Below are 21,119 nucleotides of genomic sequence, written 5' to 3'. Positions count from 1 at the left end.
GCCGATCCCGAACCACGGAAACCGCGCGATGACGCGCAGGAGCAGCCTTCGTTCGGGGTGGAGCCGCAACGGGCCGCGTCGGGCCATCGTCGACATCGGGTCGAACACGGTGCGCCTCGTCATCTATGACGGGCCGCTGCGCGTGCCGCGCCCGCTGCACAATGAAAAGGTGACCGCGCGCCTCGGCCGCGATCTTGCGACGAGTGGGCGCATCGCCGATGCCGCGGCCGAGCAGGCCCTTGCCGCGCTCGCCCGCTTTGCGCTTCTGGTCGAGGAGATGGAGGTCGCCGACGTGGAGGTCGTTGCGACCGCCGCCGTTCGCGATGCGGAGAACGGGCAGGAATTCCTGAATGCGGTGCGCACGCTGGGCTTCGCGCCCCGCCTGCTGAGCGGGGAGGAAGAGGCCGAGGCCGCGGCGCAGGGGGTGCTGGGCGCATTTCCGGGTGCGCGGGGTATGGTCGCCGATCTGGGCGGGGGAAGCCTCGAACTCGTGCCCGTCGATGGCGCGGCGCCGCAGGAGGGGATCAGCCTGCCGCTCGGCACGCTGCGCCTGCCGCCGCTTCGCGAGAAGGGCGATGCGAAATTCGGCACGAAAATCGCCAGGATGCTGAAGGAATCCGGGCTGGCGAAGTTGAAGGGGCGGACGCTCTATCTCGTCGGTGGATCGTTCCGCGCGTTCGGCCAATATGCGATGATCCGCGCGTCGAGCCCGCTCGAAGATGCGCACGGCTATATCATCGAGGCGGACGAGGCGCTCTCGCTCGCCCGGACGCTGGCGGACAGCAGCGTCAAGGCGTTGAGCGATACGGGCCGCATCTCCTCCTCCCGCCGCGAAACCTTGCCCGATACGGCGGCGTTGCTGGCGGTGTTGTGCCGCGAATTGAAGCCGGACACGATCCGCATCTGTGCATGGGGTCTTCGCGAAGGCCTGTTGTTCCGCAGGCTCGGCCCCGAAACGCGTAGCGGCGATCCTCTGGTCACCGATGTCGCTGCCTTTACCGCTGAGAGGGGCGGTTCGCCCCGGCTGGCGACGATGATCGCGGGGTGGAGCGCGGCGGTGCGCAAGGATGGCGGCTATGCCGGGGAAAGCCTGCATCTCGCCGCGATCCTGCTGACCCTGGCGAGCCGGGATATCGAACCCAATCTGAGGCGGCAGCACGTGCTCGACTGGGCGCTTCGCAAACGATGGATGGCGATCCTGCCGGCCGAACGCGCCATGCTGGCCGCGGCATTGCTGGCCGCCATTCGCGCCGAACCGGTGCCCGATGATGTCGCCGCCATGGCAAGCGAGAAGCAATTGCGCGAAGGGCGCATCTGGGGCCTCGCTGTGCGGCTGTGTCAACGGCTCGGCGGGGCGTCGATCGGATCGCTCGTCGCGTCGGACCTTTCGATCGAGGATGGCACGCTCGTCCTCACGCTGAACCGCCGCCTATTGCCGCTTTATGGGGAGGGGACGGCGAAGGATCTTTCCAATCTTGCCGAGGCCCTGCGGCTGAAACCGGAAATGCGGGTCGGCCGGGTGGAGTGAGCCCGATCCGGCCGTCTGCGTTTTGCAGACGAACGGCTTGCGGGCCTTTCCTGTTGCGCGATGTGCCGCTATGGCACGGCCCTTCCGTTTTCGGCGCGGGCATGGATGCGTTGCAAGCGCCGTGCCCGCCATCCATTCGCTCCGACAAGGTTCCCGCCCATGGCCGACCGTGACTTGACCGCAGATTGCACCCATCTGGCCAGCCTGCTGTGTTCCCGCCTTTGCCATGATCTGCTCTCGCCGGTGGGCGGGATGATCAATGGCGTCGAACTGCTCGAGGATGAGAACGATCCGTCCATGCGCGAGCAATGCGTGACGCTGCTCTCGCAAGGGGCAAGGCGCGCGTCGGCAAAGCTGCGTTTTTTCCGGCTCGCTTTCGGAGTCGCGGGCGGTTTTGATTCGCAATTGCCGAGCCGTGATCTTCAGGAACTGGTCGAGACCCTGGCGGGCGAGGCGCGCGACGTGACGGTGGATTGGGCCGTGGCCGTGCCGACCCTGCCCAAGGCGGCGGCCAAGGTGCTGCTCAATCTCGCCATGATGGGGATCGAGGCCATGCCTCGCGGCGGGACCCTTTCCGTCGCGGCGGAGGAAACGGCCGAAGCGCATGAAATCGCCCTGCGCGCCGAAGGGCAGCGGGTCGTGTTCGATACAGAACTGGGCCAGGCGCTCGACGGAAAGGTCGCGGCACAGGATCTGTCCGCGCATACCGCGGCGGCTGAGCTTGTCCGGCTGGTCGCCGCCGACAATGGCGGTGCGGTGCAACACGTCATCACCGAAGGCTCGTTGATCCTCGGCGCGGTCATCCCCCATGACTGACCGCCCGCGCGAAACAGGGCCGCTTCCGCGTGGTCCGCGTCCCGGCGAAATCGTGCATCGCGAGATTCTCTCCCCCAATTTCAACGATCGCACCCTGCCGGTCAGCATGGTGGTCATCCATTACACCGACATGCCAGATGTCGAGAATGCCATCGACAAGATGTGCAACCCCGATGCGGCCGTCAGCGCGCATTACTGCATCACCCGCGCGGGCGAGGTCATCCGGCTCGTCCCCGAAACGAAGCGGGCGTGGCATGCGGGCAAGTCGTACTGGCGCGGCCATACCGACGTCAATTCGGCCAGCATCGGCATCGAACTCGACAATCCGGGCCATACCCACGGCTACGTCCCTTTCACCGAAGATCAGATGCAGGCGCTGATCCTGCTGCTGTCCGGCATTATCGAGCGCCATGACGTGCCGCGCGCGAATATCGTGGGCCATTCCGATGTCGCACCGGAACGCAAGGAAGACCCCGGCGAGCTGTTCGATTGGGAGCGGCTGGCGAAATTGCGCCTCGCATTGCCGCGTCCGGCGGTAAAGCTGGGCGATCCGTTCGACAATGACGGGGCGTTCTATCTCGCGCTCGAACGGTTCGGTTACGACATCACCGACGGCCCCGCCGCCGTCCGCGCGTTTCAGCGACGCTTTCGCCCCGAACGCATCGATGGCGTCATCGACGGACAGGTGCGCGCGCTGCTTTTCGCATTATTGCTGGACCGCGACCGCGGAAACGCTAGATAGGGGCGTGCCGGGGGGCCGGGCAGCCGCGTCGCATCACGGGCAACCGCGATGTGCCGAGGAAAGTCCGGGCTCCACGAAACGAGGATGGCGGGTAACGCCCGCCGGGCGAGGCATGGTGCATTGCGCATCGCGCCGAAGCTCAGGGACAGTGCCACAGAGAGCAGACCGCCGATGGTCCGGCAACGGACACAGGCAAGGGTGAAAGGGTGCGGCAAGAGCGCACCGCGCGGCCGGCAACGGTTCGCGGCATGGTAAACCCCATCCGGAGCAAGACCGAATAGGGGCGGCGCGCCGAAGGCTTCGTGCTACAGGCAGGTCCGTTTCGGACCGTGATCGCCCGGGTTGGTTGCTGGAACGCCGTGGCGACATGGCGTCTAGACGAATGGCTGCCATCGTGCGCCGCGTCCGCCGCCGCCCGTAAAGGGCAGGGCGGAAACGGGTGTGCGATACAGAACCCGGCTTACAGGCCCCCCGGCATCACATTTGGGCGCGTGCGAGGCATCACGGCAGCGCAGCCTCGATGAACCACCGCTCCCGCCCATCGAGGCCGATGGCCGTCAACCGCCCGGACGAAAAGGCGCCGGTATCGATTCCGATCCGGTGCGGACGTTTCGGGGAGGGCAGGATTTCCACCTCCTCCCGAATGGTGTGGCCGTGCACGATGCAATGGCTGTGCGGGCCGGGATGCGACAGAAACGGTTCGCGGATCCAGCGCAGGTCGCGCGCACTCTGCTCCGCGATATCCACACCAGGCTTGATGCCGGCATGTACGAACAGGTAATCGCCGATAACGACATGCGTCTCCATCGCGCGCAGATATTCGACATGCGCCTCCGGCACGTATTGCGCGAGTAGAGCGCATAATTCATCCAGCGTCGCATCGCGATACGCTGCGTTCGGGACCGGATAGGACAGGATCGTTTCCTTGCCCCCCACTTTCAGGAAATGACGCAGCGCATCGGGATCGCCCAGCGCGCGAAGAAACATCTCCTCATGATTGCCGATGATCGCGCGCACGTCGCCTGTTTGCGACAATTCGCGGGCGCGTTCGACCACGCCGGCGCTGTCCGGCCCGCGGTCGATCAGGTCGCCGAGCAGGATGATCGTCGTATCCGCGGGGGGGCGGGCCGCATCGTCGGCGCGTATCTTCGCCATCAACGCATCGAACAGGTCCAGCCGGCCGTGGATGTCACCGATCGCGTAGGCGCGCCGGCCCTCGGGAACGGAGGGGGCGGCCGCGTCATCATGCCTTCGCCCCATGAGATTGCCCAGTTTTCGAAACATGTCTCTCTGTGTGTTGCGCGAATGCGGATGCGCTACGCCAAAAGCCCGCCCGGTCCAAGCCGATCCACAATGCTGGAACCGATGTGGAGTTGCATAAAACCCACACCTTATGATCACTCCGCGATGAAGAGCGAGTTAACGCTTGTGCAATGCGGCATTATTATGCAGTTTTATTGCGCAAGTGCACACCGGTCCGCAATGAATAGAGGCTGTGGCGCGAGCATCCAGGAGGAAGAGGGTCTTGGATAAATAAAGGGATTAAATCGCTATGACCGCTTTCACCCGCCGCGCCCTGGGCGCCGCTCTTGTTGTCGGGACCATGATGGCCGGCACCGCCCATGCGCAGGATGTCGCCCCGCTTGGGCCGTTCGAGGTTTCCGCCGATGTGGCGCTGGTATCCGATTACCGCTTCCGCGGCGTTTCGCAGACAGACGAGGAAATGGCGCTTCAGGGAGGTATCTCCGTTTCCCACGAATCGGGGGTGTATGCAGGGACATGGGCGTCCAATCTCGCAGGGTGGGGTACGTTCGGCGGGTCCAACATGGAACTCGACCTTTATGGCGGCTATGTCTTCGAGCTTCAGAACGCGTCTGTCGATGTCGGCCTGACCTGGTACATGTATCCCGGCGGCTCGGACACGACCGATTTCGCGGAACCGTAGGTGAAGCTGGGCTACGGGCTCGGCCCGGCGGACGTGCTCGTCGGTGTCGCCTACGCGCCCAAGCAGGAGGCGCTGGCCAATGTGTCCGCCACGCCGTTCAGCAACGGGCAGAAGGAAGACAATCTTTACATCTGGGGCGATCTGTCGACCGGCCTTCCCAACTCGCCGATCTCGCTCAGCGCGCACCTCGGCTATTCGGACGGTAACCCCGGCCTTGGCCCCAACGGCACCAGCATCGCGCCGACCGGCACCTATCTCGACTGGTCGCTCGGTGCGGGCTATGCGCTCGGCCCGCTCACGCTCAGCGTGACCTATGTCGACACCGACATCAGCCGTGCGGAATCGGCCTATCTCCTGCCGAATTTCCAGAATACCAAGAACGGCGGTTCCATCGCCGATAGTCAGATCGTGTTCGGCGTTTCGGCCGGGTTCTGATCGCGGCATCCGGACTTCGGGGCGGTTCGCAGATGCGGGCCGCCCCGAACCGGTCGTCGCCATTTTCTCGATTTCGAAAAACCCTCGCGCTGCGCCGCGGCAAATGCCAAGGGGGCGGCAGCGGCACCGCCTGCTTCACGGAGCCGGCGCTGTCATCACCGCGTCCGAACGAGGGGCTTCATGACCAAATTTCTCCACACGATGATCCGCGTCACCGATATTGACGCGACGCTTGCGTTCTTCGAACTGATCGGCGTGCACGAGGTGCGGCGACAGGAATCGCAAAATGGCCGCTTCACTCTCGTCTTCCTCGCCGCGCCGGGCGAAGAGGGTGTCGCCGAGGTCGAGCTGACCTGGAACTGGCCCGCAGACGATGGCAGCGCGCCGGAGGTCTATACCGGCGGGCGCAATTTCGGCCATCTCGCCTATCGGGTCGAGAATATCTACGACACCTGCGAAAGGCTTGCTGCGGCGGGGCACACCATCAACCGTCCTCCGCGCGACGGGCACATGGCCTTCGTACGCACGCCCGACGGCATTTCGGTGGAATTGTTGCAGGACGGTCGTCTGCCGCCGCAGGAACCGTGGGCGAGCATGGAAAACACCGGAAGCTGGTAAGCGCGCACGCGCTTCTGCCTTTCACAAAAAAGGGGCGCCGGATCGACACCGGCGCCCCTTTTTTCATGCGTGTCGGGACAACTTCAGGCGGCCTGCGTCTCCTGCTCTTCATCCATATCGCCGCGCGGGCCGGGCGCAAAACGCAGCAGCGCAAACCCCAGCAGGGCGGAGATGAGCGAACCCGAAAGGACGCCGATCTTGGCCTCCTCCACAAGTATGGGATAGCGCGGGAAGGCAAGGGCGGCGATGAACAGGCTCATGGTAAAGCCGATCCCGCACAGCACCGCCGTCCCCCACAGCTGCATCATCGAGGCGCCTTTCGGACGTTTCGCGAGGCCGAGCCAGTCCGCGATGGTGACCGCGCTGAAAATTCCGACCTGCTTGCCGATGATGAGCCCCGCCGCGATGCCGAGCGGCAGGGGGGCCAGCGCACCCGCCAGCCCGACACCGGCCAGCTCCACCCCCGCATTGGCAAACCCGAACAGCGGCACCACCAGAAACGCGTTCCACGGCAACAACGCATGTTCGAAGCGCAGCAGCGGGCTGTCCCCCTTCGCGTCGAGGCGCATGGGAATCGTGAACGCGGCAAGGACGCCCGCAATCGTCGCATGCACGCCGGAGTTCAGCACACAGTACCACAGCATGATCGCGAGGATGGCATAGGCCCAGGACCGGTCGATCCGGAACCTGTTGCACGCGATCATCACGCCCAGCACGAGCATGGAGAGGATGATCCACAAAAGCTTGATATTCGCGGTGTAGAACAGCGCGATGATCGCGACCGCGCCGATGTCGTCCACGATCGCCACGGTAAGCAGGAACAGCCGCAGCGAGGACGGCACCCGGTTGCCGAGCAGGCCCATGACCCCCATGGCAAAGGCGATGTCGGTCGCGGCCGGAATCGCCCATCCATTGGTCAGCCCGGTTTCCCCGGCGCTCCCGATCACGAGGAGGAACACGGCGGCGGGCGCCGCCATCCCGGCAAACGCGGCAATCACCGGAAGGCGCCGCGCCTCGGGATTGGACAGCGCGCCATTGGCGACCTCGCGCTTGATCTCCAGCCCGACGACGAAGAAGAAGATGACCATCAACGCATCGTTGATCCACATGTGCAGCGTGTCGAGCTTGGGGATCGGCGTCCAGGCAAGCGTGCCGTGGAACAGGTCGTGATAGCCGTGGGCAAGCGGCGAATTGGCCACCAGCATCGCCAGGATCGCCACAACGATCAGCAGGATGCCCGATGACGCCTCACTGTCGAAAAAGCGCTTGAGCGTGCGGTTCAGCACCTCTTTCGTGGTGGTTACCATGCGCCTGCATCCTGCCTTGCGCGGATAGGGCGACAAGGGCCGAAAACGACCGGACTCGATGCTGTGGATGCGAAGAAAGCGTTCATGCCGCCCCCTTTTCCCGAAATTGGCGGGCCTTGCAAGACACCGGGCGGCTTTGTAAGCAAAGTTGCACCGAGCGCCTCTGGGGCGCGGGGGGATAAGGGATGTGGGTCGCAGAAACGGGGTGGGTGGCTGCATTCTTTGCCGGGGTCGATGCGATCCGGCTCGAATTGCTGCTGTTTGCCGGTTTCTGGTTCTGTGTCGGCGCGCTCGACGAATTGCTGGTGGACGGGGTGTGGGCGGGCCTGCACCTGTCTGGAAAGGCGCGCACGCCTGTCCTCGACGCACCCCTTCGAACCGAACTTTCGCAGCCGATCGCGCTATACGTCCCGGCCTGGCGGGAGGCGCGGGTCATCGGCACGATGTTGTCGCATTGCCTGCGCACCTGGCCCCATCGCGATTTGCGCGTTTACGTGGGATGCTATCCCAACGATCCGGCGACGGCGCGCGCGATTGCCCCGATCGCCAAGGCCGACCGGCGCGTCCGTCCGGTCGTCGTCGGGCATGACGGACCCACGACGAAGGGCGATTGCCTCAACGCGATCTGGCACGCGATGGTGCGCGATGAAATCGCCTCTGTCCGGCAGTACCGCGCCATCCTGCTTCAGGATGCGGAGGACATGGTCCATCCCGACGCGCTGTCGCTGATGGACGAGGCGCTCGACAATGCCGATTTCGTGCAATTGCCCGTACGGCCCGAGCCCCAATCGCGCAGCACGTGGATCGCCGGCCACTATACTGACGAGTTTACAGAGGCGCATCTGCGCGAAATGATCGTGCGGGACCGGCTGGGGGCGGGCATCCCGGCGGCGGGCGTGGGCTGCGCCTTTTCCCGCGCGGCGCTCGCCCGCACGATGGAGCGCGATGGCCGCACCGCCCCCTTCACACCCGATGCGCTGACCGAGGATTACGAGCTTGGCATGAAGATCGGCCGTGCGCCGCGCGCCCGTCCGGCGCGCGCGAATTCGAACGTGGACGATGGGGGAAAGGGCGGTCGTTTCATCCGCGTGCGCGCCGCCGACGGCACGCTCATCGCGACGCGTTCGCCATTTCCGCACCGGTTGGACGCGGCGGTGCGGCAAAAGGCGCGCTGGTTGCAGGGCATCGCATTTGACGGGTGGGATACGCTGGGCTGGGCATCGCATCCGTTCGAATTGTGGATGCGAATGCGCGACCGGCGCGGTCCGCTCGTCGCGATCGTGCTGGCTGCGGCCTATCTCGCCTTCGTGCTGACAGGCGTGCTGGGCGCGGCGCAATGGCTGGGATGGTACGACGTGCGCGAATTGCCGGGCGTGGTCGGCTGGATGCTCGTCATCACCACGGCTGCCTTTGCGTGGCGCGCATTGGTGCGGGCGGCGGTCGTCACGCGTGAATATGGCTGGGAAGAAGGGTTCGCCGCGGTGGTTCGCATTCCGGTTGCGAATATGATCGCGATCATCGCGGCGCGGCTCGCCCTCGTGCGCTATACGCGTTCGCTGCGCGGCGAGCCGACACGCTGGGAAAAGACCGAGCACGATTTCCACCCCGCCGAGCATGCGACGTGAGGCGCCGCCGCGGTGCGCCCCTGTTCGCTCTGGTCGCGATCGCGGGGGCTTGGATGGTGTTTCGCGCCGCCGGGCCGGGACGCGACCTGCTGCTTCCACCGCTGTCCCAATCGGTGCCGTCGGAGGGGACCGCAAGTCGCAGGGGCACGGGCCCGGTTCCAACGGCGCGGGGGGCGGGCCTGCGGACGAAACCATGGTGCTCGATCGCACTTATGGTCTGTCCCATGGCGTCGGCGGCGACCCTCCCTATACGCTCCGTCGGGGGGCAGGTCCGCCGTTCCCCATGGCATCGGGCCTGTCTAAAGTGCCCCGGTTCGCGCATGGCACCGCGATCCCGCGTGCCGTCGCACCATCCGCCAGCGGTCGCAAGGATACTTTACCGAAGGATGCGCGTGCGAACGGCGCCCCATCCGCAGGCCCGCCCCCGCAACCCGTAACGACGCCGATACGGCGCGATCGCGACGGGGCAGCGGGCGTCCCCGGCGGTCCGGCGACCGGGCCGGCGAGGCTGTGGGCATCGCGCTGGTCCGCGGATGGGTGGGTGCTGCTGCGGGAGAGCGGGGTCGCGGCGGCGGGGATCGGGGCGTCATCCTATGGCGGGAGCCAGGCCGGCGCAATCGTGCGCTATCGCCTCGGTTCGTCGGGCGGACGTGCCCCGCGCGCCCATGCCCGCGTCACGACCGCCCTCGACGGCCCGCGTCAGGACGAGCTTGCCCTCGGCATCGGGGTAAGGCCGCTATCGCCTGTGCCGGTCGAAATACTGGCCGAGGCGCGGATCGGGCAATTTGCAAACGACACGCGGGCGCGGCCCGCCATCGTCGCCGTTGCCGGCCCGCCGCCCGTGTCGCTCCCCCTCGGTATCGAGGCGGACAGCTATGCGCAGGCGGGCTATGTCGGTGGGCGCGATGCGACGGCCTTCGCCGACGGGCAGGTCCGCCTGTCGCGGGAAATCATGCAGCTTGGGTCCGGTTCCGTGCGCACTGGCGCCGGGGCATGGGCCGGCGCGCAGAGCGGCGCGGCGCGCGTCGATATCGGGCCGACGATTGCCGCGGTCGTTCCCGTCGGGCCAGGCTTTGCCCGCATCGCGGTCGACTGGCGGCAAAGGGTGGCGGGCGATGCGGAGCCGGGCTCCGGCCCCGTGCTTACGCTGTCGGCGGGGTTCTGATCGCCACGATTGCGCAACCGCAGCAAATTAACCGGCAAAAACAGCCCGCCGGGTGCAGACACAGGCGCAGCATTTGTGCATAAGCCGCCATAGCCGCCCATTCGTTGGCGGCAATTCCGGCGGCCGGCGATGGATGTCTATCTCCCGATTGCGAATCTTTCGGTAAACGGTCTGGTCATCGTCCTTCTGGGCGGTCTGACCGGGCTGCTTTCGGGCGTGTTCGGCGTGGGCGGCGGATTCCTGACCACACCGCTGCTGATCTTTTACGGCGTGCCGCCGACCGTGGCCGCCGCCTCCGCCGCGAGCCAGGTGACCGGGGCCAGCGTATCCGGCGCCTTTGCCCATGCGCGGCGCGGCGGTATCGATTTTCAGATCGGCGGCGTGATGGTGGCGGGCGGCGTCATCGGCACCGCCATCGGCGCCGTGCTGTTCAACCTGCTTTCCGCGCTGGGTCAGATCGATGTCGTGATCAACATCCTCTATGTCGTCGTGCTCGGCAGTATCGGCATCGTGATGGCGCGCGAATCGGTGCCGCAGGTGTTTTCGCGCCATCTTTCCCGCTTTGCCAAACCGGCAACGAAACGGCGGCACCATCCGCTCGTCGCGACACTGCCGCTGCGGTGGCGGTTCTATCGCTCCGGTCTTTATATCTCCCCGCTGGCGCCGCTCCTGCTCGGCACGGGGGTGGGGATTCTCACCATGCTGATGGGGATCGGCGGTGGGTTTCTGCTCGTGCCCGCTATGCTCTACGTGCTGGGGATGAGTGCGCAGGTCGTGGTCGGCACCTCGCTGTTTCAGATCCTGTTCGTGACGATGGCGACGACGATGATGCACGCGCTTACCACGCGGGCGGTCGATATCGTGCTGGCCGCGCTGCTGCTGCTCGGCTCGGTGACGGGGGCGCAGGTGGGGGCGCGGTTCGCGTCCAATGCGCGGCCCGAAATCCTGCGGCTGGTGCTCGCGGTCCTGGTGCTTGCCGTGGCGCTCGGCATGGCGGTGGGACTGACGTTCCGGCCCTCCGAAATCTATACGGTGGAACCGTTGTGAGGCGGCTTTGGCGCATTGTTGCGGGGCTTTTCATTCTTGTGGCCGCGACCGGGGCGCGCGACCCGATCCTGGTGCCGGAAATATCGCAGCATGAGATCGTCGTGCGACAGGGTTTCACCGGGGCGGACCTGCTCCTTTACGGGGCGATTCTCGAACCCGACGGGACGCGTCCCGATCCGGACCGGCAATATGACATCGTCGTCGTGCTTAAAGGTCCGCTGCAATCGATCACCCTGCGCGAAAAGCAGAAGCGTCTGGGCATGTGGATCAATGCCGACAGCACCAATCTGCGCTCGGCTCCGTCGTTTTATGCGCTGGCGTCGTCGCGGCCGATCGATGCCATCGTCGATGAACGCACCGCGGCCATTTACGAGCTCGGGCTGCGCTGGCTGCAATTGTCGCCCATCGGCACGATCGATCCCGAGGAACAGGTCCGCTTTGCCGCCGGCCTCGTGGAAAAGCGCGTCGCCTCCGGCCTTTACCGGCAGGACGACGATGGCGTCACGATCAGCGGGGATGTCCTGTACCAGGCGCGCATCCCCCTTCCGTCGAGCGTGATCACCGGCGAATATACCGCCGAAACCTTCGCCATTTCCGATGGCCGCGTCGTCGCCTCCGCCACGAGCGAGGTCACGGTGGTCAAACGCGGCTTCGAACGCGGGATCGAGCTGTTCTCCATCCGGCAGGCGTTTCTCTATGGCCTGACGGCCGTGGTGTTGTCGGTCCTGATGGGGTGGGGCGCCGGACGATTGTTCGCGATGGCGTGACGCGCCGCGATCCGCCCGGCGTTTAGGGGGCGTTAACCCTGCGGCGATAGCACTCGTGGACGAAGGTTTCAGTCTATCGAGAATGGTATCGTCCAATGAACGACATGGTTTCGCAATTCGTCGCCGATCCCGCCGCCACCGCGCCGGATGCCGCCGTGTCGCCATCCGGCGCGGCGTCCCGGCCGATCGGCACGGTGTGCGACATCGCCGGCGATTCGTCGCGCGCCCTGCTAGACCCGGAGGCGTTGAAGGCCTGTGCCGGCGACGAGGACCCGACCGTACAGCTTGCCGGCCTCGTCGGGAGCCAGATCAAGGTGCGGGCCGGGTCGAACTGGCTTCTGGCCAATGTCCGCACACAGAAACAGGACATGGCGACGGGCCGGATCATCGCCGAGATCGACTTTCTGGGGGAGGGGCAGCACGAACGGGTCACCAACCGGATCCGCGGTTTTCGCCGCGGCATCAGCCAGTATCCCGTCCCCGGCGCAGAGGTATACCCCGCGACCAACTCCGATCTGGAGCAGATTTACGCCAGCGACGGGCGCCCCAATATTCAGATCGGCAAGGTGTTTCCCACCCGCAATATCCGCGCGGGCCTGTATGTCGACGCGATGCTGGGCAAGCATTTCGCGCTGCTCGGCTCCACCGGCACCGGCAAATCGACGAGTGCGGCGCTCATCCTCCACCGCATTTGCCAGATGGCGCCGGAAGGCCATGTCGTGATGATCGACCCGCACGGCGAATATTCCGCCGCCTTTGCGGGCAATGGCGAAATTCTCGACGTGACGAACCTGCGCATGCCGTACTGGCTCATGAATTTCGAGGAACATTGCGAGGTTTTCATCACCAATGAAGGTCCGGACCGGCAGGCGGACATGGACATCCTCGCCAAATGCCTGCTGCACGCGCGGTCGAAGAACAGGCTCGCCGAAAAGATCGGCAAGCTGACGGTGGACGCGCCGATCCCCTACCTCCTGTCCGACCTTACGGGGGCGATAAGCGCCGAAATGGGCAAGCTCGACAAGGCGACCAATACCGCGCCCTTCATGCGGGTGAAAAGCAAGATCGACGAGATCAAGACCGATCCGCGGTATCAGTTCATGTTTTCCGGCATGCTGGTCGCCGATACGATGGCGGGGTTCCTGCAACGGATTTTCCGCATGCCGGGCGCGGGCAAACCCATTTCGATCATCGACGTATCGGGCGTTCCGTCCGAAATCACCAGCACGGTGGTGGCCGTGCTGTCGCGGCTGGTGTTCGATTTCGCCATCTGGGGGCGCGATGAAAAGACGCGGCCGATCCTCCTGGTATGCGAGGAGGCACACCGATATGTGCCGAACGAACGCAATGCGGACGGGTCGTCGGTCGGGCGCATTCTTTCGCGGATTGCGAAGGAAGGGCGCAAATACGGCATCTCGCTCGGCCTCATTACGCAGCGTCCCTCCGACCTTGCCGAAGGGGTGCTCTCGCAATGCGGGACCATATTGTCGATGCGCCTCAATAACGAGCGGGATCAGGATTTCGTGAAAGCCGCCATGCCGGAAGGCGCGCGTGGTTTCCTTGCCGCGATACCGGCTCTGCGCAATCGCGAATGCATCGTGTGCGGCGAAGGCACGGCCATTCCGATGCGGGTGACCTTCGACGATCTGGAGGAGGAAAAGCGCCCCGCCTCCGACGATCCCAGCTTTGCCGAATTGTGGAACGAGACCGGCGGCGAATGCGAGGCGGTGGAGCGCATCGTGGAACGCTGGCGCGCGCAATCGAGATAGGAGGCGCGAGCGCGTTCAGGTCCCGCGCGTATCGCCGTAGAGGTGAATGTGGAGCCTGTCCGACAGGCGAAGGCCGTGCCGCTGGCAAAACGGTGCCAGCCATTGCATCCGTTCGCGCAAGGTCGCGCTGTCCGTCCCTTCGGGCATGAGGAAGAGGCGGTCCGAAGCCATGCCGAATTCGTCGCGCAGGCTCAATACGGTGCGGGCGTCGGCCTCGTTCGCGACAACGAATTTGAAGAAGGCACGCGCGTCTGCGGCATAGGCCGCGATCCGGTCGGGCAGCAGCGCGAGGCTCGCCGGATTGCCGCTATGCGCGAGTTTCGGGCTGACGTTATATTGATCGATAAGCGGGTCGAGCGCGGCGGGCGCGGCAACGGTACCGTTCGTTTCGACCTCGACATGGAAATCGGGCCGCGATTCTTTCACAAGGCCCACCATGCGGGCCAGCGCCGCCCCTTGCAGCAAGGGTTCGCCCCCTGTGAGAACAAGCCGGTCCGCGCCGGCACCCAGCACGCGGCGCGCGACCTCGGCCTCCGCCATGGCAAGCTGATTGGCGGGCCGCGCATATGTCTCGCCCCCGCGATGCGGGCGTTCGTCCCCGGTGAAATGCCAGGTATAGGCCGTGTCGCACCATACGCAGGCGAGATTGCACCGCGACAATCGCGCGAACACGCTGGGCCGCCCGGTCGACGGGCCTTCGCCCTGTAACGAGGCGAAGATTTCGGGTTCGCCCGGCGTGACGGTGGCGAGCGTCAGCATATGCGTATCATCATGCGCCCGGCCTTATCCCAGTCGCGCCAGCGCCGCGTCGAGCCGCTCCGCCTCCGCCACGTGGTGGGCGTGATCGGCGCGGGCCTTTTCGACCGCTTCGGGCTTCGCCTTTTCAACGAATTTCGGATTGTCGAGCCGTTTGGCAAGGCTGTCGGCTTCCTTCTGCGCACTGGTTTTCGCCTTTTCGAGGCGCGCGCGTTCCGCCGCGATGTCGATCACCCCTTCGAGGGGGATGACGAATACATCCTCACCCGCGCCGACCTGCATCGCCGGGCCGGAGGGCGCGGGCGCGAATTGCACCGACGACAGGCGCGCGACACGTTCGATCGCGGCGGCGTTGCGCTCGATCGCGCGGCGACCGGCGGCGGACGGCTCGGCCAGATAGGCGTCGAGCCGGGCGCCCGGCGCGATGCCAAGCTCGTTCTTCGCCGCGCGCAGATTGCTCACAAGAGCGATCAGCCATTCGACCTCGGCCTTCGCGTCGGCATCGACGGCGGCATCGGGGCGGGGCCATTGCGCCACGATCAATTCATAGGGGCGTTTCCCCTGCGCATGCCACAGTTCCTCGGTGATGAAGGGCATGAACGGGTGCAGCATCACGAAAATCTGGTCGAGCACCCAGCCCGCGACGGCGCGGGTTTCGGCATCCATCTCGCCGCCCGGCGCCGGCTTGATCAGCTCCACATACCAGTCGCAGAAATCGTCCCACACGAAATGGTAGATCGCATTGGCCGCCGCATCGAAGCGCAGATCGGCCAGCGCCCGGTCCAGTTCGCCCTGCACCGCGACGACGGCGCCGGTGATCCAGCGATTGACCGCGCTGCTCGCGGGCGGCGCGGCGATGGTTTGCGATGCGCCAATGCCGTTCGCCTGGCAGAATCGCGTCGCGTTCCAGAGCTTCGTCGCGAAATTGCGATACCCCTCGACGCGCTTTTCATCCATCTTTACGTCGCGGCCCTGGCTTTCCATCGCCGCCATGAAGAAACGCAGCGCATCGGCGCCATACTGCTCGATCAGGCCGAGCGGATCGACGACATTGCCCTTCGACTTCGACATTTTCGCGCCATCCGCGGCCCGGACGAGGCCATGGAGATAAAGCCGTTTCCACGGGGCTTCGCCCATGAATTCGATCCCCTGCATCGCCATGCGCGCGTCCCAGAAGAACAATATGTCGAAGCCGGAAATCAGCAGATCATTGGGGTAATGCTTGGCGAGAAGCTCGGTCTTCTCCGGCCAGCCCAGCGTCGCGAACGGCCACAGGGCGGAGGAGAACCAGGTGTCGAGCACGTCATTGTCGCGGGTCAGCACCGTGCCCGCGCCCGCCTTCGCCTGCGCGTCCTCCTCGGTCATGGCGACATAGGGCGTGCCATCGGCGTCATACCACGCCGGGATCCGGTGCCCCCACCACAGCTGGCGCGACACGCACCACGGCTGAATGTTCTCCATCCAGTTGAAATACGTCTTTTCCCATGTCTTCGGCACGATTTCGATCGCGCCCGAACGCACCGCCTCGATCGCGGGTTTGGCAAGCGTCGCGGCATCGACATACCATTGATCGGTCAGCCAGGGCTCGATCACCACGCCGCCGCGGTCGCCATAGGGGGTGGCGATGGTGCGCGGTTCGGCATCGTGCTCAACCGCGGTGCCGTCGGCGTCCTTCGTGACACGGGGAATGAGGAAACCGTCGGCCTTCATCCGCTGCACCACCGCTTCGCGTGCGCCGTCGGTGCCGTCGCGGCGGAACCGGTGCAGGCCGATGAATTCCTTGGGCACGCGTCCGTCGGCGGTCTGCACCACATTGCCCTCGCCATCGAGCATGTTGAGCATGTCGGCGGGTTTGAAGCCAGCGCGCTTGCCGACCTCGAAATCGTTGAAATCGTGGCCCGGCGTGATCTTGACCGCGCCGCTGCCCAGCTGCGGGTCGGCATGTTCGTCGGCGACGATGGGAATGCGCCGCCCGGTGATCGGCAGAACGATTTCCTTGCCCACCACGCTGGCATAGCGGTCGTCGTCCGGGTGCACCGCGACGGCCATGTCGGCGAGCATGGTTTCGGGGCGGGTCGTCGCCACCTCGATATAATCGCGCCCGTCGGCGAGCACCGCGCCATCGGCCAGCGGATAGCGGAAGTGCCAGAAGCCGCCCGCCACATCCTTCGTCTCGACCTCGAGATCGGAGATCGCGGTCTTGAGCTTCGGATCCCAGTTCACCAGCCGCTTGTCGCGGTAGATCAGCCCGCGTTCGTGCAGGTCGACGAACACCTTGAGCACCGCTTGCGTGAAATGCGGGTCCATCGTGAACTGCTCCCGGCTCCAGTCCATGGAACAGCCCAGCCGCCGCAATTGCCCGGTGATGGTACCGCCGCTTTCTTCCTTCCACTTCCATACCTTCGCGATGAAATCCTCCCGCGAATGGTTGGTGCGCTTGTCGCCCGCCGCTTCGAGCTTGCGCTCCACCAGCATCTGCGTCGCGATGCCTGCATGGTCGGTGCCCACGACCCAGAGCGCATCCTTGCCGCGCAGCCGTTCGTAACGGACCATGATATCCTGCAACGTATTGTCGAGCGCGTGGCCGATATGCAGCGATCCCGTCACATTGGGCGGCGGGTTGACGATGGTGAAGGGCTTCGCATCCGGGCGCTCGGGCCGGAACAGGCCGGTGTCTTCCCAATGCGCATACCAGCGCGCCTCGATGCCGGCGGGGTCGAACGTCTTGGGCAGGGCGCCGGTATCGGCCTGGTCGGCGGAGGCGGGCGTGTCGGTTTCGTGCGTCGTCATGGCCCGCGCTTTGCCAGCGGCGGGCGAGGGGGGCAAGGGGATAGCGCAACGCGCGGCGCCCGCGTCGCGCCGCGACTGATCGGCGGGGTGGAACTATGGCCCGGGCAAAGTCCGGAAACGGACCGACCATGCGCGACGCCTTTACGAAACGCTTGTCGCGGGCGGTGATTTCGCCCATGAGCATGGCTATGCGCGAATGGGCAGATTTCGATACGATCGATGCGGAGGGTGGCCGCACATTGAAAATCAGTGGGCCGCTGACGGTGTCGTCGGTGGGGCCGCTCGATCATCGGCTGCGCGAAATCGACGAACCGCTCGATATCATCGACATTGCCGATATCACCGAAATCGATACCGTCGGCGCCTGGACCGTGTCGCGTGCCGCGGGGCATTTTGATGCCGAACTGCGCGGCACGAGCGAAAAGGCCGAACGGCTGATTTCCGCTGTGCAGGACGCGAGGAGCGATGCGGCGATCGCCCCGCCGCGGCCCGGCCCCGTCGAACGCGTGCCCGCCGCCGTCGGGGAGGCGGTCGACAATTTCGGCAGCGGGATCAAGGGCGTCGTCGGTTTCTTTGGCGCGGTGGTGTCTGCGTCTTTCACGCTGATGCGCCATCCGCGCCGGTTCCCCTTTACCGCCATGGTCCGGCAGTTCGAGGTGGTCGGCGTCGCCGCATTGCCCATCGTCGGCTTGATGAGCTTTCTCATCGGGATCGTCATCGCGCAGCAGGGTGCGGTGCAGTTGCAGCAGTTCGGCGCCGAAATCTACACCATCAACCTGACCGGGCGGCTGTCGCTGCGCGAGCTGGGCGTGTTGATGACCGCGATCATGGTGGCGGGCCGTTCGGGGAGCGCCTTTGCCGCGCAGATCGGCACGATGCGCCTGACCGAGGAAGTGGACGCGATGCGGACCATCGGTGTCTCACCGATGGAGCGGCTGGTGATGCCGCGCATTCTGGCGGTTGTGTTCTTGATGCCGATCCTGGGGTTCTATTCGTCGGTATTGGCGATCATCGGCGGCGCGTTCATTGCGAATTTCGCGCTCGACATTCCGTTCTGGACGTTTCTTTTGCGCGTGCGCGAGGTGGTGCCGATCACCGACCTTTACATCAGCCTGATCAAGGCGCCGGTCTTTGGCCTGATCATCGGCATCGCGGGTTGTTATCAGGGCATGCAGGTGAAGGGCAACGCCGAGGATGTCGGCCTGCGCACGACCGTCGCGGTGGTGCAGGGCATTTTCATGGTCATCGTGCTCGACGCGTTCTTCGCCGTGTTTTTCAGCAATCTGGGTTGGGATTGACGCGATGAGCAGCGCACGGGCCAGAAAGCTGATGAAGCGCGCCATGAACGAGGCGGAATATGTCCCGCCCACGTTCACCGGCGAATATCCCATCGTGGTGAAGGGGCTGGTCAACCGGTTCGGTTCGCAAACGGTGCACGAAGGGCTCGACCTCAATGTCCGGCGCGGCGAAATTATCGGCGTGGTCGGCGGATCGGGCACGGGCAAATCGGTGCTCATGCGCTCCATCATCGGGTTGCAGGTGCCCAACGAAGGCTCGATCGAGGTGCTGGGACGCTCCATCACGGAGGCTTCGGACGACGCCGACATCAATATCCGCTCACGCTGGGGCGTATTGTTTCAGGGCGGCGCCCTGTTCTCGACCCTGACCGTGGCCGAAAACGTGGAGGTGCCGCTGCGTCAGTTCTTTCCCGAGCTGACCCCGGAACTGCGCCACGAAATCGCCCGCTACAAGGTGCGGCTGTCCGGTCTTCCGGAGGAAGCGACGAGCAAATTCCCGTCCGAATTGTCGGGCGGCATGAAGAAACGCGCCGGGCTCGCGCGTGCGCTCGCGCTCGATCCCGAACTCCTGTTTCTGGATGAGCCGACGGCGGGGCTGGACCCGATCGGGGCGGCGGCATTCGACACATTGACGCGGGAATTGACCGATACGCTCGGCCTGACCGTGTTTCTCATCACCCACGATCTCGACACGCTTTACGCCATTTGCGACCGCGTCGCGGTGCTGGCGGATAAAAAGGTGACGGCGGTCGGCACGATTCCCGAATTGCTCGAAACCAATCACCCATGGATTCAGGAATATTTCAACGGTCCGCGCGGACGCGCCGCACAGGCTACCGACCTGCGCGAGGAAACGCAGGAACGCGCCGGGGGCGACGACCACGCGCAAGTGGACAACCCGACCATGGACAAGGCATAGGACATCGCGATGGAAACGCGCGCAAATCATATCTGGGTCGGGGCGGTCACGCTCATCCTGCTGGCCCTTCTGGCCGGGTTCATCGTCTGGCTCGCCCGGTTGAACGAGGGGGCGCAGCAGGAATACGACATCTTCTTCAGCCAATCGGTCAGCGGCCTCGCCCGTGGATCGCAGGTGGCCTATTCCGGCGTGCCGGTGGGTCAGGTGCGGGAAATCAGGCTTTGGGACAAGGATCCCGAATTCGTGCGCGTGCGGATCGAGATCGACGAAAGCGTCCCCATTCTTCAGGGCACCACGGCCACGATGCAGGGCAGTTTTACCGGCGTTTCCACGATTCAGATGGAGGGCGCGGTTCGCGGTGCCCCGCCGATTACCGAGATCGGACCCGAAGGCGTGCCCGTCATACCGACCCGTCGCGGCGGACTTGGCGAGATCCTGTCGAATGCGCCGCTTCTGCTCGAACGCCTCTCGACCCTGACCGAACGGTTGACGATGACATTGTCGGACGACAATCAGCAGGCGCTGACCGGCATTCTTCAAAATACCGAGCGGCTGACCGACACGCTCGCCGATACGAGCCCGCGGATCGATCAGACCATGGCCGAATTGCAGGCCACTTTGCGCCAGGCGAACATGACGCTGGCCCAGTTCGAAAAGGTCGCCGCCTCCACCGACAAGGTCATCAATCAGGAAGGCGGATCGATCGCGGACGAATTGCGCGTGACGCTTCGCACCGCGAACGGCGCGATGGAGGAGCTGGAGGCGACGCTCGCCGATATCCGGCCCGCGGCACAGCAGATCAGGACCGGCACGCTGCCGGAGGCGGAGGCCGCGATCCGCGAATTGCGCACGACGACACGCTCGCTGCGCACGATTACCGAAAAGCTTGACGATCAGGGTGCGACCGGACTGATCGGCGGGCAGAAGCTGCCCACATACGAACCCGACAATTGAGGATGCCTCCCATGCGTATCACCCGTATCGCCGCCCCGCTGGCCCTGTTCGGCCTTCTGCCGGCCTGCGTCAGCATCGGCGGCGGCGATGCGCCCGAACAGCTCATCGGCCTCACGTCGCAGGCGGTGGCCCCGGCGGGCACGAACAGCACCGGCGAAGCGCGCACCGCCATCGCCGTCATGGAGGCGGAAACCGAGGACAGGCTGAATGCGAAACGGGTGCCGGTGCGGATTGACGACACGGGCATCGCCTATCTTGAAAACGCGTTCCTGGTGGATAGGCCCACGCGGCTGATGCAGCATCTCCTTGCCGAGACATTGCGGGCGCAGACCGGCCGGCTGGTATTCGAAGGGATCGAGCCCGGCGCCGAACCGCGCATCCGGCTTCACGGCCGGCTGATCGAAATGGGCTATGACGCACGAGACAGCAGCGTTACCGTCACCTATGACGCCATCCGGATCGAGGAAGGGCGCGAGGTCGTCTCCCGGCGGTTTTCAAGTTCGGTGCCCGGCATCGCGCCCGAGGCCGCCGCGGTCGCCCCCGCCCTGAACCAGGCCGCCAATAATGTGGCGATGGAAATCGCGAACTGGATGGCGCAGTAATTACCGCGGACAGGCATCCGGCACACCGCCGGAGCG

General features: G+C 65.2%; 17 protein-coding genes, 1 other RNA gene and 1 pseudogene. 15 read left to right on the top strand and 4 right to left on the bottom strand.

Annotated features, from left to right (window positions below; genetic code table 11):
* Positions 1-28: 28 nt before the first annotated feature.
* The 4 genes from K4G67_RS00625 to rnpB all read left to right on the top strand — a co-directional run bounded on the left by K4G67_RS00625 (position 29) and on the right by rnpB (position 3,565).
* Positions 29-1,528, top strand: a complete 1,500-nt coding sequence (locus K4G67_RS00625) for a Ppx/GppA phosphatase family protein (protein ID WP_239804481.1) — start codon at positions 29-31, stop codon at positions 1,526-1,528.
* 159 nt (positions 1,529-1,687) lie between these two features.
* Positions 1,688-2,344, top strand: coding sequence for a histidine phosphotransferase family protein (locus K4G67_RS00620; RefSeq protein ID WP_239804480.1), 657 nt, complete (start codon positions 1,688-1,690; stop codon positions 2,342-2,344).
* Between the two features lie 106 nt (positions 2,345-2,450).
* Positions 2,451-3,086 carry an N-acetylmuramoyl-L-alanine amidase gene (locus K4G67_RS00615; protein ID WP_420829969.1) on the top strand — a complete coding sequence of 212 codons (636 nt, stop codon included), beginning with the start codon at positions 2,451-2,453 and terminating at the stop codon, positions 3,084-3,086.
* Between the two features lie 7 nt (positions 3,087-3,093).
* An RNA gene (gene rnpB / locus K4G67_RS00610) (RNase P RNA component class A) lies at positions 3,094-3,565 on the top strand.
* 22 nt (positions 3,566-3,587) lie between these two features.
* Here rnpB and K4G67_RS00605 read toward each other — a convergent pair.
* Positions 3,588-4,370: a metallophosphoesterase family protein gene (locus K4G67_RS00605; protein ID WP_239804478.1), complete on the bottom strand. Its 783-nt coding sequence runs from the start codon at positions 4,368-4,370 to the stop codon at positions 3,588-3,590.
* 319 nt (positions 4,371-4,689) lie between these two features.
* Here K4G67_RS00605 and K4G67_RS00600 point away from each other — a divergent pair.
* A pseudogene (locus K4G67_RS00600) lies at positions 4,690-5,466 on the top strand (TorF family putative porin).
* A 180-nt stretch (positions 5,467-5,646) separates the two neighbouring features.
* Positions 5,647-6,084, top strand: coding sequence for a VOC family protein (locus tag K4G67_RS00595; RefSeq protein WP_239804477.1), 438 nt, complete (start codon positions 5,647-5,649; stop codon positions 6,082-6,084).
* Positions 6,085-6,167: 83 nt separating this feature from the next.
* Here K4G67_RS00595 and nhaA read toward each other — a convergent pair whose 3' ends face one another.
* The gene (gene nhaA / locus K4G67_RS00590) at positions 6,168-7,391 is read right to left on the bottom strand and encodes a Na+/H+ antiporter NhaA (RefSeq protein ID WP_239804476.1); all 1,224 of its coding nucleotides are present in this window, start codon (positions 7,389-7,391) and stop codon (positions 6,168-6,170) included.
* 185 nt (positions 7,392-7,576) lie between these two features.
* On the opposite strand from nhaA, the gene K4G67_RS00585 reads away from it, so the two are divergent.
* The 5 genes from K4G67_RS00585 (at position 7,577) to K4G67_RS00565 (ending at position 13,764) form a co-directional block, all read left to right on the top strand.
* The gene (locus K4G67_RS00585) at positions 7,577-9,016 is read left to right on the top strand and encodes a glycosyl transferase family protein (protein WP_239804475.1); all 1,440 of its coding nucleotides are present in this window, start codon (positions 7,577-7,579) and stop codon (positions 9,014-9,016) included.
* Between the two features lie 193 nt (positions 9,017-9,209).
* Positions 9,210-10,181 carry a hypothetical protein gene (locus K4G67_RS00580; protein ID WP_239804474.1) on the top strand — a complete coding sequence of 324 codons (972 nt, stop codon included), beginning with the start codon at positions 9,210-9,212 and terminating at the stop codon, positions 10,179-10,181.
* A gap of 129 nt (positions 10,182-10,310) precedes the next feature.
* On the top strand, positions 10,311-11,228 hold the full coding sequence (locus K4G67_RS00575; protein ID WP_239804473.1) for a sulfite exporter TauE/SafE family protein: 918 nt from the start codon (positions 10,311-10,313) through the stop codon (positions 11,226-11,228).
* On the top strand, positions 11,225-11,995 hold the full coding sequence (locus K4G67_RS00570; protein WP_239804472.1) for a TIGR02186 family protein: 771 nt from the start codon (positions 11,225-11,227) through the stop codon (positions 11,993-11,995). The genes K4G67_RS00575 and K4G67_RS00570 overlap by 4 nt, the downstream gene beginning before the upstream one ends.
* A gap of 95 nt (positions 11,996-12,090) precedes the next feature.
* Positions 12,091-13,764 carry an ATP-binding protein gene (locus K4G67_RS00565; protein WP_239804471.1) on the top strand — a complete coding sequence of 558 codons (1,674 nt, stop codon included), beginning with the start codon at positions 12,091-12,093 and terminating at the stop codon, positions 13,762-13,764.
* 15 nt (positions 13,765-13,779) lie between these two features.
* Here K4G67_RS00565 and K4G67_RS00560 read toward each other — a convergent pair whose 3' ends face one another.
* Both K4G67_RS00560 and K4G67_RS00555 read right to left on the bottom strand, forming a co-directional pair.
* Positions 13,780-14,523 (bottom strand): 7-carboxy-7-deazaguanine synthase QueE, encoded by a 744-nt coding sequence (locus K4G67_RS00560; RefSeq protein ID WP_239804470.1) that lies wholly within the window; start codon positions 14,521-14,523, stop codon positions 13,780-13,782.
* Positions 14,524-14,547: 24 nt separating this feature from the next.
* Positions 14,548-17,310, bottom strand: a complete 2,763-nt coding sequence (locus K4G67_RS00555; protein ID WP_239804469.1) for a valine--tRNA ligase — start codon at positions 17,308-17,310, stop codon at positions 14,548-14,550.
* Between the two features lie 188 nt (positions 17,311-17,498).
* Here K4G67_RS00555 and K4G67_RS00550 point away from each other — a divergent pair, with 188 nt between their 5' ends.
* The 4 genes from K4G67_RS00550 to K4G67_RS00535 are packed head-to-tail and all read left to right on the top strand — an operon-like array spanning position 17,499 to position 21,083.
* Positions 17,499-18,608, top strand: a complete 1,110-nt coding sequence (locus K4G67_RS00550) for an ABC transporter permease (protein WP_239804542.1) — start codon at positions 17,499-17,501, stop codon at positions 18,606-18,608.
* Positions 18,609-18,651: 43 nt separating this feature from the next.
* Positions 18,652-19,527 (top strand): ABC transporter ATP-binding protein, encoded by an 876-nt coding sequence (locus K4G67_RS00545; RefSeq protein ID WP_239804541.1) that lies wholly within the window; start codon positions 18,652-18,654, stop codon positions 19,525-19,527.
* 9 nt (positions 19,528-19,536) lie between these two features.
* Positions 19,537-20,481: an MlaD family protein gene (locus K4G67_RS00540; RefSeq protein WP_239804468.1), complete on the top strand. Its 945-nt coding sequence runs from the start codon at positions 19,537-19,539 to the stop codon at positions 20,479-20,481.
* Between the two features lie 11 nt (positions 20,482-20,492).
* Positions 20,493-21,083, top strand: coding sequence for an ABC-type transport auxiliary lipoprotein family protein (locus K4G67_RS00535; RefSeq protein ID WP_239804467.1), 591 nt, complete (start codon positions 20,493-20,495; stop codon positions 21,081-21,083).
* The last annotated feature ends 36 nt before the right edge of the window (positions 21,084-21,119 follow it).

This window comes from Croceicoccus hydrothermalis (assembly GCF_022378335.1).
Taxonomy (GTDB): Bacteria; Pseudomonadota; Alphaproteobacteria; order Sphingomonadales; family Sphingomonadaceae; genus Croceicoccus; species Croceicoccus hydrothermalis.
The sequence above is the reverse complement of the archived record's forward strand: the minus strand, read 5'-3'. Positions and strand labels throughout refer to the sequence as shown.

What these genes read in the sequence shown, in the direction of transcription:
- K4G67_RS00625 (WP_239804481.1), top strand. Translation starts at nt 29, where the DNA reads ATGACGCGCAGGAGCAGCCTTCGTTCGGGGTGGAGCCGCAACGGGCCG.
- K4G67_RS00620 (WP_239804480.1), top strand. Translation starts at nt 1,688, where the DNA reads ATGGCCGACCGTGACTTGACCGCAGATTGCACCCATCTGGCCAGCCTG.
- K4G67_RS00615 (WP_420829969.1), top strand. Translation starts at nt 2,451, where the DNA reads ATGGTGGTCATCCATTACACCGACATGCCAGATGTCGAGAATGCCATC.
- K4G67_RS00605 (WP_239804478.1), bottom strand. Translation starts at nt 4,370, where the DNA reads ATGTTTCGAAAACTGGGCAATCTCATGGGGCGAAGGCATGATGACGCG.
- K4G67_RS00595 (WP_239804477.1), top strand. Translation starts at nt 5,647, where the DNA reads ATGACCAAATTTCTCCACACGATGATCCGCGTCACCGATATTGACGCG.
- nhaA (WP_239804476.1), bottom strand. Translation starts at nt 7,391, where the DNA reads ATGGTAACCACCACGAAAGAGGTGCTGAACCGCACGCTCAAGCGCTTT.
- K4G67_RS00585 (WP_239804475.1), top strand. Translation starts at nt 7,577, where the DNA reads ATGTGGGTCGCAGAAACGGGGTGGGTGGCTGCATTCTTTGCCGGGGTC.
- K4G67_RS00580 (WP_239804474.1), top strand. Translation starts at nt 9,210, where the DNA reads ATGGTGCTCGATCGCACTTATGGTCTGTCCCATGGCGTCGGCGGCGAC.
- K4G67_RS00575 (WP_239804473.1), top strand. Translation starts at nt 10,311, where the DNA reads ATGGATGTCTATCTCCCGATTGCGAATCTTTCGGTAAACGGTCTGGTC.
- K4G67_RS00565 (WP_239804471.1), top strand. Translation starts at nt 12,091, where the DNA reads ATGAACGACATGGTTTCGCAATTCGTCGCCGATCCCGCCGCCACCGCG.
- K4G67_RS00560 (WP_239804470.1), bottom strand. Translation starts at nt 14,523, where the DNA reads ATGCTGACGCTCGCCACCGTCACGCCGGGCGAACCCGAAATCTTCGCC.
- K4G67_RS00555 (WP_239804469.1), bottom strand. Translation starts at nt 17,310, where the DNA reads ATGACGACGCACGAAACCGACACGCCCGCCTCCGCCGACCAGGCCGAT.
- K4G67_RS00550 (WP_239804542.1), top strand. Translation starts at nt 17,499, where the DNA reads ATGCGCGAATGGGCAGATTTCGATACGATCGATGCGGAGGGTGGCCGC.
- K4G67_RS00545 (WP_239804541.1), top strand. Translation starts at nt 18,652, where the DNA reads ATGAACGAGGCGGAATATGTCCCGCCCACGTTCACCGGCGAATATCCC.
- K4G67_RS00540 (WP_239804468.1), top strand. Translation starts at nt 19,537, where the DNA reads ATGGAAACGCGCGCAAATCATATCTGGGTCGGGGCGGTCACGCTCATC.
- K4G67_RS00535 (WP_239804467.1), top strand. Translation starts at nt 20,493, where the DNA reads ATGCGTATCACCCGTATCGCCGCCCCGCTGGCCCTGTTCGGCCTTCTG.